At 65.6% G+C, this 13,049-nt stretch carries 18 protein-coding genes; 9 read left to right on the top strand and 9 right to left on the bottom strand.

What is annotated here, in order from left to right; translation table 11 throughout:
• Positions 1–22: 22 nt before the first annotated feature.
• On the top strand, positions 23–802 hold the full coding sequence (locus DN387_RS00360) for an IclR family transcriptional regulator (RefSeq protein ID WP_043860419.1): 780 nt from the start codon (positions 23–25) through the stop codon (positions 800–802).
• A gap of 293 nt (positions 803–1,095) precedes the next feature.
• Here DN387_RS00360 and DN387_RS00355 read toward each other — a convergent pair whose 3' ends face one another.
• From DN387_RS00355 to DN387_RS00340, 4 genes are all read right to left on the bottom strand, one after another.
• Positions 1,096–2,007 (bottom strand): SDR family oxidoreductase, encoded by a 912-nt coding sequence (locus DN387_RS00355; RefSeq protein ID WP_054914880.1) that lies wholly within the window; start codon positions 2,005–2,007, stop codon positions 1,096–1,098.
• Between the two features lie 111 nt (positions 2,008–2,118).
• Complete coding sequence (locus tag DN387_RS00350; RefSeq protein WP_043860421.1) at positions 2,119–3,024, bottom strand: alpha/beta fold hydrolase; 906 nt, start codon at positions 3,022–3,024, stop codon at positions 2,119–2,121.
• 192 nt (positions 3,025–3,216) lie between these two features.
• Positions 3,217–3,903: an LrgB family protein gene (locus DN387_RS00345; RefSeq protein ID WP_054914881.1), complete on the bottom strand. Its 687-nt coding sequence runs from the start codon at positions 3,901–3,903 to the stop codon at positions 3,217–3,219.
• Positions 3,893–4,279 (bottom strand): CidA/LrgA family protein, encoded by a 387-nt coding sequence (locus tag DN387_RS00340; RefSeq protein WP_054914882.1) that lies wholly within the window; start codon positions 4,277–4,279, stop codon positions 3,893–3,895. The genes DN387_RS00345 and DN387_RS00340 overlap by 11 nt, the downstream gene beginning before the upstream one ends.
• A 96-nt stretch (positions 4,280–4,375) precedes the next feature.
• Here DN387_RS00340 and DN387_RS00335 point away from each other — a divergent pair, with 96 nt between their 5' ends.
• Positions 4,376–5,263 carry a LysR family transcriptional regulator gene (locus DN387_RS00335; protein ID WP_043860424.1) on the top strand — a complete coding sequence of 296 codons (888 nt, stop codon included), beginning with the start codon at positions 4,376–4,378 and terminating at the stop codon, positions 5,261–5,263.
• Here the strand turns inward: DN387_RS00335 and DN387_RS00330 are convergent, their stop codons facing one another.
• A complete protein-coding gene (locus DN387_RS00330; RefSeq protein WP_043860425.1) occupies positions 5,264–5,719 on the bottom strand; it encodes a flavodoxin in 456 nt (151 codons plus the stop codon).
• Between the two features lie 150 nt (positions 5,720–5,869).
• Here DN387_RS00330 and DN387_RS00325 point away from each other — a divergent pair, with 150 nt between their 5' ends.
• A complete protein-coding gene (locus DN387_RS00325; RefSeq protein WP_054914883.1) occupies positions 5,870–6,331 on the top strand; it encodes a PAS domain-containing protein in 462 nt (153 codons plus the stop codon).
• A 69-nt stretch (positions 6,332–6,400) separates the two neighbouring features.
• Entirely contained in the window at positions 6,401–7,009 is a 609-nt protein-coding gene (locus DN387_RS00320) for a hypothetical protein (protein WP_043860427.1), read from the top strand.
• 85 nt (positions 7,010–7,094) lie between these two features.
• On the opposite strand, the gene DN387_RS00315 is transcribed toward DN387_RS00320, so the two are convergent.
• Entirely contained in the window at positions 7,095–8,045 is a 951-nt protein-coding gene (locus tag DN387_RS00315; protein WP_054914884.1) for a MerR family transcriptional regulator, read from the bottom strand.
• Positions 8,046–8,274: 229 nt separating this feature from the next.
• On the opposite strand from DN387_RS00315, the gene DN387_RS00310 reads away from it, so the two are divergent.
• The 4 genes from DN387_RS00310 to DN387_RS00295 all read left to right on the top strand — a co-directional run bounded on the left by DN387_RS00310 (position 8,275) and on the right by DN387_RS00295 (position 10,289).
• Positions 8,275–8,847: an antibiotic biosynthesis monooxygenase gene (locus tag DN387_RS00310; protein WP_043860429.1), complete on the top strand. Its 573-nt coding sequence runs from the start codon at positions 8,275–8,277 to the stop codon at positions 8,845–8,847.
• An 86-nt stretch (positions 8,848–8,933) separates the two neighbouring features.
• Complete coding sequence (gene folM / locus DN387_RS00305; RefSeq protein ID WP_054914885.1) at positions 8,934–9,632, top strand: dihydromonapterin reductase; 699 nt, start codon at positions 8,934–8,936, stop codon at positions 9,630–9,632.
• A 26-nt stretch (positions 9,633–9,658) separates the two neighbouring features.
• A complete protein-coding gene (locus DN387_RS00300) occupies positions 9,659–9,955 on the top strand; it encodes a DUF1244 domain-containing protein (protein WP_043860431.1) in 297 nt (98 codons plus the stop codon).
• Positions 9,948–10,289: a HopJ type III effector protein gene (locus DN387_RS00295; RefSeq protein WP_054914886.1), complete on the top strand. Its 342-nt coding sequence runs from the start codon at positions 9,948–9,950 to the stop codon at positions 10,287–10,289. Before DN387_RS00300 ends, DN387_RS00295 begins: the two co-directional genes overlap by 8 nt.
• A gap of 42 nt (positions 10,290–10,331) precedes the next feature.
• Here the strand turns inward: DN387_RS00295 and DN387_RS00290 are convergent, their stop codons facing one another.
• From DN387_RS00290 to DN387_RS00280, 3 genes are all read right to left on the bottom strand, one after another.
• Complete coding sequence (locus tag DN387_RS00290; RefSeq protein WP_054914887.1) at positions 10,332–11,264, bottom strand: alpha/beta fold hydrolase; 933 nt, start codon at positions 11,262–11,264, stop codon at positions 10,332–10,334.
• A gap of 14 nt (positions 11,265–11,278) precedes the next feature.
• Positions 11,279–11,419 carry a nucleotidyltransferase family protein gene (locus DN387_RS00285; protein WP_156326212.1) on the bottom strand — a complete coding sequence of 47 codons (141 nt, stop codon included), beginning with the start codon at positions 11,417–11,419 and terminating at the stop codon, positions 11,279–11,281.
• An 89-nt stretch (positions 11,420–11,508) separates the two neighbouring features.
• Positions 11,509–12,297, bottom strand: coding sequence for an SDR family oxidoreductase (locus DN387_RS00280; protein ID WP_054914888.1), 789 nt, complete (start codon positions 12,295–12,297; stop codon positions 11,509–11,511).
• 138 nt (positions 12,298–12,435) lie between these two features.
• Here DN387_RS00280 and DN387_RS00275 point away from each other — a divergent pair, with 138 nt between their 5' ends.
• The gene (locus tag DN387_RS00275; protein ID WP_054914889.1) at positions 12,436–13,005 is read left to right on the top strand and encodes a TetR/AcrR family transcriptional regulator; all 570 of its coding nucleotides are present in this window, start codon (positions 12,436–12,438) and stop codon (positions 13,003–13,005) included.
• Positions 13,006–13,049 lie beyond the last annotated feature (44 nt).

Below are 13,049 nucleotides of genomic sequence, written 5' to 3'. Positions count from 1 at the left end.
TGTCAACACGGACCCCTTTCCCATGAGCAAAACCAGCACCGCCGACAGCAACGGCAAACAGAAGGTCCGCTCGGCGGAGGTCGGTACCGACATTCTCAAGGCGCTGGCCCAGCTCTCGCCGGCCACCTCGCTGTCGCGCCTGGCCGAGCATGTGCAGATGCCCGCGAGCAAGGTGCATCGCTATCTGCAAGCCCTGATCGCCAGCGGCTTTGCCGAGCAGAACCCGGCCACCAACCACTACGGGCTGGGCCGTGAAGCCCTGCGCGTGGGCCTGGCCGCGCTGGGCGGGATGGACGTGCTCAAAGTGGCGGCCATGCCGTTGTCACAGCTGCGTGACGCACTCAATGAAAGCTGCTTTATCGCGGTGTGGGGCAACCAGGGCGCAACGGTGGTGAACATCGAACCTGCGGTGCGCGCCGTGACGGTGGTGACGCAGATCGGCTCGGTGCTGCCGTTGCTCAGTTCGTCCACCGGGCTGGTGTTCGGGGCCTACCTGCCCCAGCGCGAGACCATCGAGTTGCGCGACCAGGAACTGCTTGCCCTGGGCCAGGACGCCGCAGACTACGAAGCGCTGTTTGCGCAGATCCGCGCACGCGGCCTGCACCATGTGCATGGCCTGCTGATGCCGGGGGTGGATGCGCTGTCGGCACCGGTGTTCAACGCCATGGGCAATATCGCTGCCGTGCTGACCGTGGTGGGCCCGACCTCGATTTTCCATGCCGATGAACAGGGCCCGGCGGCGCAGCAGCTGCAGGCGGCGGCGCAGGCAATCAGCTGGCGCATGGGCTATGAACCACAGTGACCTGTTTTGGTGCACTGTTACCCACTTTGCAACAGTGAATGTCCGAAACGTCTATTTTTTTCGGTAGGGGGGCTGGCTATGCTGGCCGGGCTTGCAGCGAAACGCGGTTTCGCCAGGCGCTGGGCCGATGGTTTGGCGGTTAATGTCAGGTTAATCCTCTCCCCCTAGAGTAACCACCTGACACGTTGAACCCTCCCCCTTCAGGTTCACCGACGTTGATTTTGAAGCTCCTTGATCTACGTCTTGCTTGGCCGCTGCTTTTGCAGCGGCCTTTTTTATTTGTGCTGCCCGGTTCAGCCTGCGTGCCTGTGCAGATTGGCCATCATCTGCTGCAACGCCTCGAGGCTGTCCTGCGGGTGCACCGCGCCCTCGAAATCGCCGATGGCATCCCAACTTGCGGCGATGTCTTCCACGCTCATGCCCTGGCGCGGGTCGAAGCCCACCCCCAGGCTGCGTTCCCAGCGCACCTTGCCCACCCAGCCGCCACCGACCTCGTACAGCCCGCCGGTGTCCTGGCAGCGATCACTGCCCAGGTACACCACCAGCGGGCTGATCAGCTCGGGCTTGAGCTGTTCGAACACCTGCGGCGGAATCAGCCCCTCGGTCATGCGCGTGCCACCGGTGGGGGCGATGGCATTGACCAGGATGCCGTGCTTGCGCCCCTCGAGCGCCAGGGTGCGGGTCAGCCCGTACAGGCCCAGCTTGGCCATGCCGTAGTTGGCCTGGCCGAAATTGCCATAGATGCCCGAGGTGGACGAGGTGAAGATCACCCGCCCCGCGTTCTGCTCGCGCAGGTGCGGCCAGGCGGCGCGGGTGAGCTTGTAGGCACCCTCCACATGCACGCGGTACACCTGGTCCCAGTCGCTGTCCTCCATCTTGTGAAAGGTCTTGTCCCGCAGGATGCCGGCGTTGTTGACCAGCACATCCACGCGGCCGAAGGTGTCCAGCGCCTGCTGGACGATACGCTCGCCATCGGTGACCGAGTCATGGCTGGCCACCGCCGTGCCGCCCGCCTCGCGAATCTCGGCCACCACGCGGTCGGCCGCCGATGCGCTGGCGCCCTCACCATGGGTGGAGCCTCCCAGGTCGTTGACCACCACGTGGGCACCATGACGGGCGAACAGCAGCGCATGGGCACGCCCGAGGCCCCCGCCAGCGCCGGTCACAATCACTACTTTTTCATCCAGGCGAATCGACTCGGTCATCTCGGCACTCCGTTAACTGCAAGGAATATGGCAGCCAGTGTCAGCCAGCGCCCGGCCCCGGACAATCAACCGGGCGGACGCTGAATGGCAGGCGATAAGGCAGCGGGATGATCAGGACCAGGCGACCTTGTGCGCCAGGCTTGGCAGAGGTTGCTGCCGAAATGCCAGGTAGTGGCGCAGCACCTGTACCGGTGCCTCGGTGTGCGGATAATGGCCGATGCCCTGCAGGGTCACGGTGTCGGGTTGGGGCACCAGTTCGCAGTAGCGCGCCACCACATGCGCGCCCGATACCGGGTCGGCGGCTCCATTGATAAGGCGCAGCGGTACGCCTGACTGCTGCAAGGCCGCCACCCAGCGCTCGCGCCAGGTGACGCGCTCGGGTACATAGGCTGCCAGCTTGTGCAGGATGCGATTGCCACGGTTGGAGGCGATCAGGCTCCAGCAGTCATCCAGCACGCTTTCACTGGGGCGTGTGCTGCGGCCATAGAGGTGGGTGACATTCCTGACCAGGTCGTCGCGCCCGAACGAGCGCGCCACCAGCCAGCCAAGCCGGCTGAGCAGGAGCTTGTGCACCAGCAACGCACGGTGGCACTCCGGGAACAGGCCGGCGTTGAGAAACGCGCAACTGGCCACCTGGGCCGCCCCCTCGTGGTGACGGGCCAGCAGTTCCTGGGCCACCGTGGCGCCATAGTCATGGGCCAGCAGGTGCACCGGCTCCTGAACCTGCAGGTGTTCGAGCAGGGCCTGCTGTACGTCGGCCTGCTCCAGCAGGCTGTAGGTGTGGTGCAACGGCTTGGACGAGTCACCGAAGCCGAGCATGTCGCAGGCGATCACGCGAAAGCGCTGGGCCAGGGGTTGCCACAGGTAGTGCCAGTCCCAGCTGGCAGTGGGGAAGCCGTGCAGCAGAAGCAGGGGCTCGCCCTGCCCTGCGCTCCAGTAGCGAATCGATTGCTGGCGAAACGTGAAACTGCGACCACGGGTACGCCAGACACTCAAGGGAATCTCGGCGAGGGGCATCACGCAGGTCCTGGTTCGGGGCTGCAACTTCCTGGGGGCAGCGCGTTGTCGGGCAAAGGGTTGGCGGCGGTCATTGCAATCACCTCGGCACATGGGTGTGCTCTGCTGCCGGTCAGTCTAGAGGCGCGATTCGATGGCGGGTGTTGCATTGCCAGCCAGCTTATTGGCCCATCGGGTCAGGGCAGTAAATAGTTACAGCAGGTAACGTAACAGTGGCGCCATGAACAGGTTGAAAATGCCCGTCAGCACCATCACCAGCCCCGCCACAGAGCCCTCTTCGCCGCCCACCTCATGGGCTCGGCTGACCCCGGCACCATGCGCCCCCACCCCGAACAGCGCCCCGCGTGCCAGCGGCGTGCGCAAGGGCAGGTACTTGAGCAGTACCCCGCCCATCAGGGCACCGAGCACCCCGGTGAACATCACGAACACCGCGGTGAGTTCCGGCACACCGCCCAGGTCGTGGGCCAGCGGCATGGCAAAGGGTGTGGTGATCGAGCGTGGCAGCAGCGACAGGCTCACCTGATTGTCCAGCGACAACGCATGGGCCAGGGCCCACGAACTGCCGATGGACGCCGCGCTGCCCACCAGCATGCCCAGCGACAGGGCCGGCCAGTGGCGTGCCAGCAGCGCCCGCTGCTGCCAGATCGGCACCGCAAAGGCCACGGTGACCGGGCCCAGCACCGACATCAGCCAGTGGGTGTTGCGCGCATACTCGGCGTAACCGGTGTGCAACGGCACCGCCACCGCCAGCAGCACCACCGGGACCAGGATCAGCGGCGACAGCAGGTAGCGCCCGGTACGTCGGTACAGCCAGCGGCTGCCCAGGTAGGCCAGCAGGGTCAGCGCCAGCCAGAACAGCGACATCGGCTCAAGCGTCATGGCGCAGCCTCCAGCGGCACGCCCACTCCACCGTGAAGGCAGTGGCGAGCATCACCAGCAGCGTGCTTGCACTGATCACCAGCAGAATGCGCCAGCCTTCGCTGCGCAGCAGCGGGCCGTAGTCGAGCAGGCTCATCAGCGCCGGAATGAAGAACAGCAGCATCTCTGCCATCAGCAGGGTGGCGCCGGTCTGCAGGGTGGCCGGCTTGACCCGCCCGGTGGCGAATACCAGCAGCAACAGCGCCATGCCCACCACACCGCCCGGGATCGGCCAGTGCAGCCAGGCCGACAGCTGGCAACCGAGCAGGTACAGCACCAGCAGCACGCCCAGTTCAGCGAGCAAGCGCGAAAATTTCTTGAATGAAACGGCAGTCATCGAAGGGGTCCTCTGAGGTCTGCAGTTTAAAATCCCGCTGCCCATGCAAAAAGCGAATTGTTAGACTGGCCTCCATTCCATAATGGAATTCAGGCAATGGAATTCAAGCAGCTACGCAGTTTTGTCGAAGTGGTTCATCGCGGCGGCTTCACCCAGGCCGCTCAGACCCTGCATATCAGCCAGTCAGCCGTGAGCAAGCAGGTGGCGCAGCTGGAGCACGACCTGGGCATGGCCCTGCTCGACCGCCATGGCTCGCAGTTGCACCTGACCGACGCCGGCAAGATCGTGCTGGCCCGCGGCGAGGCCATGCTGCGGCTGCGCCAGGAACTGCACAACGAACTCGACGACCTTGGCCAACTGGCGCGGGGCGAGTTGCGCCTGGGGCTGCCGCTGCTGGGCAGCGACGCGCTGTTTGCCGGGTTGTTCGCCGAGTACCGGCGGCGCTACCCGAACATCACCGTGCAACTGCTCGAAGGCGGCAGCCTGAACGTGGAGCACGCCGTGCGCAGCGGCGAGCTGGAGCTGGGCGGCAGCCTCACGCCCACCACGCCGGGCTTCGAGTGCCAGCCCTTCTGCAACGAACCGTTGGATGCACTGCTGCCGGTAGCCCACCCACTGGCCACTGCCGGCAGCATCAACCTGGGGCAACTGGCCGACACGCCGTTTCTGCTGTACCAGCGCAGCTTCGTGCTCAATGATCGCCTGCTGGCGGCCTGCCAGGCCTATGGCTTTACCCCGAAGGAAGGCGGACGCAGCGGCCAGGCGGATTTTCTGGCGGCACTGGTGGCGGCAGGCCAAGGCGTGGTGTTGCTGCCACGGGTGGTGGCACGGGGCCTGGAACGGCCGGGGGTGGTGCGTGTGACCTTGAGCGAGCCCAGCGACCTGCGCTGGGACATCGCCTTCATCTGGCGCCAGGGCGCCTACCTGTCACGGGCGGCGCAGGCCTGGCTGGCGCTGCTGCGCGAGCGCCCGCAACCGCTGTGATCAGCCGCGCAGCCTGGCGATGAACTCGGCCAGCCAGGGCTCGGCGTCGGTTTCGGGGGTGACGGTTTCACTGGCGTCCAGACGCAGCATCGGCTGCACTTCGTCGAGGCCCAGTTCGGCGAACAGCTCGCGCAATTGCTCGCCGCCGCCGCAGTAGGTGTCGCCATAGCAGGAGTCGCCCAGGCCGATCACCGCACCGGGCAAGCCGCGCCAGGCACCTGGCAGCACATCGCGGATCTCGCTGTACAGCGGCACCAGGTTGTCGGGCAGCTCGCCCATGCCGGTGGTGGACGTGATCGCCAGAAAGGCCTGCGGGGCAAAGCCCTGAACGTCCTGCAGGTTGGCACGGTTGGCCAGCAGGGTCTCGAAACCCGCCGCCTGGAGCAGCGAGGCGGCATGGCGTGCAACTTCCTCGGCAGTGCCGTAGACCGAGCCGGAAAGAATGGCAACTTTCATAACTAATCCCGAAGCTGAGTAAAAGCGTAGGATACTACCACCTGATGCGGGTACCGGACGCTGGCAATTGGCCCGCATGCAGATGCCGACCGCTCGGCAATCCACTAGAATCCTTCGCCTGGGTGCCCCTTTCACATTCGGTTCGACACGATGATCAACGCCAAGCTGCTGCAACGCATGATTGATGCCTCCAACGACGGGATCGTGGTAGCCGAACAGGAAGGCGACGACGACACCATCCTGATCTATGTGAACCCGGCCTTCGAACGCCTGACCGGCTACGCGGCCAACGACATTCTGTACCGCGACTGCCGCTTCCTGCAGGGCGAGCCGCGCGACGATGCGGCCCGGGCACGCATCCGCGACGCCATCCGCAGCGGCCAGCCATGCCGGGAAGTGCTGCTCAACTACCGCAAGGACGGCACGCCGTTCTGGAACGAGCTGTCGATCACCCCGGTGTTCAACGAGGCCGACCAGCTCAAGTACTTCATCGGCATCCAGAAGGACGTGAGCCGCCAGGTGGCCGCCGAGCAGCGGGTGCTGGAACTGGAGCAGGAACTGGCCCGGGCGTACGCCAAGCTCCACGCGCAGAAACCCGACGGACGGTCTTAACAAAGCCAGCGAATCGTTGTCCATCACCCACGAAGAAATGATTCCCGATTGAAATTGCCGAGTTCGCCCATGCAATCAGATGCCCTCCTGACCCAGGATGAGCTGGATTTCATTCAGACCATGCACCGTTCGCCACAGCTGAACCTGACGGACGTCACCTCCAGCCTGCGCCTTGATGGCGGCAGCGAGGTGCAGCAACTGTTGACCCGGCTGGTGGCCCAGGAGCAGGTGACCCTGCAGGCGAATTTCGAGAACCAGCAGATGAGCTTTCCACTGCAGCTGGTGGAAGACGAGTTCCATGCGGTGAGCCTGCAACTGGGCGCACCGAGCATCTATGAAGACGGGCCGATGATGCGCCCCTGGCGCCTCACGCTGGAGCCGCCGGTTGCGCTGGACGACGAGCTGGGCCTGAGCACCGACCTCAAGGTGTGCGAGATGTCGTTTCGCGGTGTGCTGGTGCAGGTACCGCGCAATCGCAAGCCGCCCAAGACCTTCAACCTGTGGTTCAGCCCCGAGGCCGACGCGCCGATCAACCTGCAGGGCACCTTGCAGCGCAAGACGGCCGACGGGCTGGCAGCGTATCGGCTGAGCCAGCACCAACCCCAAGAGATCGAGCGGTTGCGCCAGTACATCCTGCGCCAGCACCGGTTGGCGCATCCCGAATTGCATCCGGATTAACATCGCAGCACGGCTTTCGCCGGCAACGCCGGCCCCTGCAGGGTTGCAACTGCCTGCAGGAGCCGGCCTTGCCGGCGAAGGGGTTTCAGGTATCCAGGTGCTCTGCCAGGTACTGCTGCAGGCGCCGACGCATCAAGCGCCCCTCACTGCCCAGGCACGCCACCTGCGAGCGCATCAGCGCATCCTGGGCCAGCTCCGCCGCCTCCCCCGCGAACAGCAACGGGCAATCCAGGCCCTGGGCCAGGCGCATCAAGCGCTTGGGCAGCTCGGCCGTCGGTGAATGGTTGGAGAACAGCACCAGTGCCTGCGGCGCCATGCGCTCGCACACCAGGCTCAGTTCCTCCAGCGGCTGCCCCACGGCCAACACCCTGATCACCACCTCGCTGCTGCCCAGCATCAGGGCCGCCACCAGCAACTCAAGCTCGCGGCAATGCCCTGGCATCGCCGCCAGCACCACGCTTACCTCCTGCTGCTCGCGGGTAAGCTGCAGGCGCTGCAAGGCCCGGGCACGCAGGAAGCCATCGAGAAACAGCCACTCGCTCTGCGCACCGAATGCCTCGCCGGCCGCGCACAGGTCGTGCCATACCGGCATCAGGATGTCCTGGAACACCACCACCAGCGGATAGCTGGCGAAGACCTGCCCGTACACCTGCTCCAGGCGCCTCTCGTCGAATGCCTTGACGGCCTGGCGCAGCTGCACCTGCCACTGCTTCCAGTCCGCCTGGGTGCCGGGCGCCTGGGCCGAGGGGGCCTGCTGCTGGGTCGCCTGGTTGCGCGCAAGGATCTTGCCGACCTTGCTCACCGCCACGCCGCGCTCGATCCAGCCCAGAATGCTGCGCACGTCATCGATGTCGGCCTGGGAATACAGGCGGTGCCCACTTTCGGTGCGCACCGGCTGGATCAGCCCATAACGGCGCTCCCAGGCACGCAGGGTGACCGGGTTGATGCCGGTCAGGCGCGCCACTTCACGGATGGGGAAAAGCTCCTCCTGGCGGTGGGGAGCATCAGGGAGGGAAGCCGAATCAGGCTCGATCATCGCCGTAAAGACCGTGATTGCGTAGTGAAAGGCAATTCTACTCCCCTTGTACCAGCCCGCCGCAAGCACCATGCGCCGGGCAGCCGACACATCAGCACTGACGAGTCAGCTTATTTGCGGAATAATCCTTGCTCGTTCCCACACGAACACTCGAACGCCACCCACCACCCCGGGCAGCGTTGCATGGCCGTGGCTACCCGCCGCGCCGGTTTTTACCAGGAGATACACGATGTCTACCCCTCCGGTTACCTTGATGGTGGCGCGCCGCGTTGCCGAGGGTCGCTACGAAGACCTGATCGCCTGGCTGCGCGAAGGCGAACAGCTGGCTACCGACTTTCCCGGCTACCTGGGTTCCGGCGTACTGGCCCCGCCGCCCAACGACGACGAATTCCAGATCATCTTCCGCTTCGCCGACGAGAAAACCCTGCATGCCTGGGAGTTTTCTGCCTCGCGCAGCGCCTGGCTGGCCCGCGGTAACGGCCTGTTCCAGCAGCCCCACGAACACCGGGTCAGCGGCATCGACGGCTGGTTCGGCCCGGCCCTGGCACAACGTCCACCGCGCTGGAAACAGGCCGTGGCCATCTGGCTGGCGTTCTTTCCGGTGTCGCTGGCCTTCAACCTGCTGTTCGGCCACTGGCTGGGCGAGCTCGGCCTGGTGCCACGGGTACTGCTGAGCACCCTGGCCCTGACCCCGCTGATGGTCTACCTGTTCATCCCGCTGTCGACCCACCTGCTGGCCAGCTGGCTGCACCCCAAGCCTGCCCCGCAGAGCGTTGCCGCGCCGCCCGTGGGCACCCGCTGACGCAGCGCCCCGGGGCGTGCAACGGCGGCGAGTTCGGGTATGCTGGGGCCTACCCAAGCGAATATCTGAAGTTGACCGCCCATTACATGAACAGCCCAATTCTTGTTACCGGGGCCAGCCAGCGAGTCGGGCTCGCGCTGGCCATCAAACTGGCGCAGGCCGGCCACACGGTCGTCAGCGCCAGCCGCAGCATCAGCGCGCAGGCGCCCCACCCGAACATCGTGCAGTTCCAGGCCGACCTGTGCCTGGAGCAGGACCGCCTGGCCCTGATCGACCACCTGCGCAGCCGCTATGACGGCCTGCGGGCGATCATCCACAACGCCTCCCTGTGGCTCGACGATGACCTGGCCAACCTGAACACCATGTTCAAGTTGCACGTGGAAGCGCCGTACCACCTGAACCTGGCACTGGGTGAGCAACTGCTCAAGCTGGACAAGTCGGACATCATCCACATCTGCGACGAAACCTCCTCGCGCGGCAGCAAGAGCCATATCGGCTATGCCGCCACCAAGGCGGCGTTGCAGAACATGGTGCTGTCGTTCGCCGAGAAGTACGCCCCCAGCGTGCGCGTCAACGCCATCCTGCCCGGCCTGCTGATCTTCAAGGAAGACGGCGACGAGCAGTACCGCCAGCAGGCGCTGAAGAAGGCCCTGCTTGAATTCGAACCCGGTGCCCAGCCGCTGATCGAGGCCGTGATGTTCCTGCTCGACAGCCAGTACAGCACCGGCAGCAACGTGGTCATCAACGGTGGCCGCCATTTGAAGAACCGTATCGCGGCCGGATGAGCCGCTGCACCGTGAAGGGAACCCCCATGGACCCGCAACAGCAACTCGAACTCGAAGCGGCGGCCTTTCGCCGCCTGGTAGCGCACCTGCGCGAGCGCACCGATGTGCAGAACATCGACCTGATGAACCTGTCCGGCTTCTGCCGCAACTGCCTGTCCAAGTGGTACAAGGCCGCCGCCGACGAGCGCCAGATCGACCTTAGCCTGGATGACGCACGCGAAGTGGTCTACGGCATGCCCTACGCCGAGTGGAAAACCCAATACCAGAAAGAAGCCAGCGCCGAACAGCAAGCGGCGTTCGCCAAAGGAAAACCCCATGACTGACCTGAACACCCTGCGCAGCCAACTCGACAGTGGCGAACATGTATTCGCCGACACGCTGGCGTTCATCGCCCAGGGCTACACCTACCAGCCACAGGCCTTCACCAATGGCGGTGTGGAAAACGCCGCCGGGCAGAACGAAGGGTCGTGCAAGACCCTGGGCCTGGCACTGCTCGAAGGCCTGAGCGACCAGCACGCGCTGCTGGCGTTCGGCGAGCACTACCGCTCGGTGCTGGCCACCCCCAAGGGCAGCGACCACGCCAATATCCGTGCGCTGATGCAGCACGGCCTGGCCGGCGTGACGTTCGCCGGCACGCCGCTGCAACGCAAGGGCTGACACCACACCGCTGCACAAGAACGGCCCGCCTGGGCCGTTTTTTCATGCCTGGGGTTCAATCACCTGCCCGGGCACCTGCGCCGGCAGTTGTGCACTGCGCAGCCAGCCCAGGGCTATGGGCCACAGCTGCGCCTGAAAGCGGCTGTGAAAGAACGCGAAATGACCGACCCCCTTGGCATCGACCTGCTGTGCGGCGATACGCAGGTGCGTGCACGCGCTGGCGGTAAAGTAGCCCAGCAGGCGCTCGATGGCCGGCACCGTACCGAACGGGTCGTCGGTCAGGCTGATCGCCAGGATACTGGCCTGCACCTGGCCAAAGCCCAACGCCCCCAGCGCGCGACCGCTGGGCCGCTGTTCATAGGTAGCAGCGGGTGTCACCCAGTCGCGCACCACGCCGGCCGGGGTGTCTTCCATCCAGCCCAGGCGCTTGCCGGGAAAGTAGCCGAACACGCGGGTCAGCAGCGGCATTGCCAGGTGCCATTTGCACAGCAGCTGCCAGCGGCTGCCCGGGGCATAGTCACGCCAGTAGGCGAACTGCGCGCCCACCGTGACCACCCGCCGGATGCTCGCCGCCGACGCCGCCAGGCCCAGCGCGCAACCGCCGAAACTGTGCCCGACCACATCGATGGGCTGCCCGGGAAACTCGCGCCGGGCGCGCTGGAGCATCGCCTCGAAATCCAGCCGGCCCCAGTCCGACCAGCTGGCCTGAAAACCCCGCAAGGCGGCAGGGCGCGATTCGCCGATGCCGCGGTAGTCGTAGGTGATCACGTCGGCGCCATGGGCGAACAGGTAGTCGGCAAAACGCGAATAGAAACGGCAGCGCACCGAGGTGGCGGCGTTGATGATGACCACCGCCCGCGTGGGGTCCGCCGCGCCGTGGCGCCAGGTGAAGCCGCCCAGGCTGAAGCCGTCTGCCGCCTCTTCGCGAAACGGCTGGGCAACGCTGGGCGCCTGGGTGGTGAGGGGTTGATTCATCGGTGCCGGCTCCTTCAGGGCCCTTCGCAGCGCAGCATCGGCCAGCAGGTGGGCCAGCCCTTGTGGGTGATGCGCGAGGCGTAGACCGTCTGTTTCTGGCTAACGTAACGCGCGGTGCGGCGCAGTACCAGCCCGAACAGGTCATCCAGCCCCAGGGGCGCAGCGACTTATCATTGTGGGTTCGGCCACCGGCAGGTTGCGCGGGCACCGGCGCCGATCATCGGCGCGCCGGCCCGCGCCCGCCTCAGGCAAGCTCGGTGTAGCGCGCCGCCACCTCGGCCTGGCGGATGTCCGAGATCAGGGTGTGACGCGCCGCCTGGAAGGCCGTCCAGCGGGCGTCGTCATGCAACGGCGGGATGGTCACCCCCTCACGACGATCGAACCCCACCAGCGCCGCATCCACCAGGTGGTCCACCTCCATCACCTGCGTCAGGGTGTTGATGTCGATGCCCGAGCGCTCCCAGATCTCGGTACGCGTGGCCGCAGGCAGCACCGCTTGCACGTATACGCCGCTGGGCGAGAGCTCCAGGCTCAGCCCCTGCGACAGGAACTGCACGAACGCCTTGGTGGCGCCATACACCGTCATGCCCAGCTCCGGTGCCAGCCCTACCACCGAGCCGATATTGACGATGGCCCCCTCCCCGGCCTGCGCCAACCGTGGCGCGATGGCATGGGCCAGGCGCGCCAGCGCGAGGGTGTTGAGCGTGATGATGCGCGTGACGCTGTCGGCGCTCTGCTCGACGAAGGCCCCCGACTGCGCCGCCCCGGCGTTGTTGATGAGGACGCCGATGCGGGCATCTTCGCGCAGGCGGGTTTCGACCCTGGCAAGGTCTTGGGCCAGGGTGAGATCGGCCTGCAACACCTCGACGGCCACGCCGTGAGCCTGGGCCAGGCGGCTGGCCAGCCCGTCAAGGCGAGGCCTGTCGCGGGCTACCAGCACCAGGTCATGGCCACGACGGGCAAAACGCTCGGCGTAGGTAGCGCCGATACCGGAAGAAGCACCAGTGATGAGAACAGTGGCAAGGGTAGTCATGGGGTTGCGCTCTCGATGGGTGGGTAACGAGCCGCTATGATGATGACCATAATCTTAATCGTCAACGGTTTTGATGATGGTTGACATCAATGTATAGTGGGCCCCTGATTGACGGCACACGCAGCGAGGAATCTGCACATGAGGGTCACCAAGGCACAGGCGCAAGCCAATCGCACGCACATCGTCGAAACCGCGTCCGAACTGTTTCGCGAGCGCGGCTATGACGGGGTGGGCGTGGCAGACCTGATGGCGGCGGCAGGGTTTACCCACGGCGGCTTCTACAAGCACTTCGGCTCCAAGGCAGACCTGATGGCCGAGGCTGCTGCCTGCGGGCTGGCCAAGACTGCCAGCGCCGAAGAAGCGCTGGACGTGGCGCAATTTTTCCAGCGTTACCTGTCGCGCGAACACCGCGATGCACGCAGCACCGGCTGCACCATGGCCGCCCTGTGTGGCGACGCGGCGCGCCAGCCGGCCGCAATCAAGGCGACCTTTGCCGACGGCCTGGAGGGCCTGCTCAAGCGGGCCGAGCACGCAGGTGCCGAAAACGGCGATCAAGACCCGCACACCGCACGCGCCAGGATGATCGAGCGCTTTGCCCAGGCGGTGGGCGCGATCATGCTGTCGCGCGCCTGCCCGGACGATGCGCCATTGGCCGACGAAATCATCGAGGTGTGCCGCAAGGCCATCGTTGCCCCGCTCGCCGACTGAGGTGCCCGCCCCGCAGTTGTCTTAAAACTGCAACCTTATGGTCA

Origin of the sequence: Pseudomonas sp. FBF18 (genome assembly GCF_024261405.1) — a bacterium.
GTDB classification, from domain to species: domain Bacteria; phylum Pseudomonadota; class Gammaproteobacteria; order Pseudomonadales; family Pseudomonadaceae; genus Aquipseudomonas; species Aquipseudomonas palmensis.
This window is presented reverse-complemented; position numbering and strand designations above follow the sequence as displayed.

Coding starts and splice junctions, on each gene's coding strand:
- DN387_RS00315 (WP_054914884.1), bottom strand. CDS start 8,045: ATGATCGAGCCTGATTCGGCTTCCCTCCCTGATGCTCCCCACCGCCAG.
- DN387_RS00335 (WP_043860424.1), top strand. CDS start 4,376: ATGGAATTCAAGCAGCTACGCAGTTTTGTCGAAGTGGTTCATCGCGGC.
- DN387_RS00275 (WP_054914889.1), top strand. CDS start 12,436: ATGAGGGTCACCAAGGCACAGGCGCAAGCCAATCGCACGCACATCGTC.
- DN387_RS00330 (WP_043860425.1), bottom strand. CDS start 5,719: ATGAAAGTTGCCATTCTTTCCGGCTCGGTCTACGGCACTGCCGAGGAA.
- DN387_RS00350 (WP_043860421.1), bottom strand. CDS start 3,024: ATGCCCCTCGCCGAGATTCCCTTGAGTGTCTGGCGTACCCGTGGTCGC.
- folM (WP_054914885.1), top strand. CDS start 8,934: ATGAACAGCCCAATTCTTGTTACCGGGGCCAGCCAGCGAGTCGGGCTC.
- DN387_RS00280 (WP_054914888.1), bottom strand. CDS start 12,297: ATGACTACCCTTGCCACTGTTCTCATCACTGGTGCTTCTTCCGGTATC.
- DN387_RS00290 (WP_054914887.1), bottom strand. CDS start 11,264: ATGAATCAACCCCTCACCACCCAGGCGCCCAGCGTTGCCCAGCCGTTT.
- DN387_RS00340 (WP_054914882.1), bottom strand. CDS start 4,279: ATGACTGCCGTTTCATTCAAGAAATTTTCGCGCTTGCTCGCTGAACTG.
- DN387_RS00325 (WP_054914883.1), top strand. CDS start 5,870: ATGATCAACGCCAAGCTGCTGCAACGCATGATTGATGCCTCCAACGAC.
- DN387_RS00355 (WP_054914880.1), bottom strand. CDS start 2,007: ATGACCGAGTCGATTCGCCTGGATGAAAAAGTAGTGATTGTGACCGGC.
- DN387_RS00310 (WP_043860429.1), top strand. CDS start 8,275: ATGTCTACCCCTCCGGTTACCTTGATGGTGGCGCGCCGCGTTGCCGAG.
- DN387_RS00295 (WP_054914886.1), top strand. CDS start 9,948: ATGACTGACCTGAACACCCTGCGCAGCCAACTCGACAGTGGCGAACAT.
- DN387_RS00360 (WP_043860419.1), top strand. CDS start 23: ATGAGCAAAACCAGCACCGCCGACAGCAACGGCAAACAGAAGGTCCGC.
- DN387_RS00345 (WP_054914881.1), bottom strand. CDS start 3,903: ATGACGCTTGAGCCGATGTCGCTGTTCTGGCTGGCGCTGACCCTGCTG.
- DN387_RS00320 (WP_043860427.1), top strand. CDS start 6,401: ATGCAATCAGATGCCCTCCTGACCCAGGATGAGCTGGATTTCATTCAG.
- DN387_RS00300 (WP_043860431.1), top strand. CDS start 9,659: ATGGACCCGCAACAGCAACTCGAACTCGAAGCGGCGGCCTTTCGCCGC.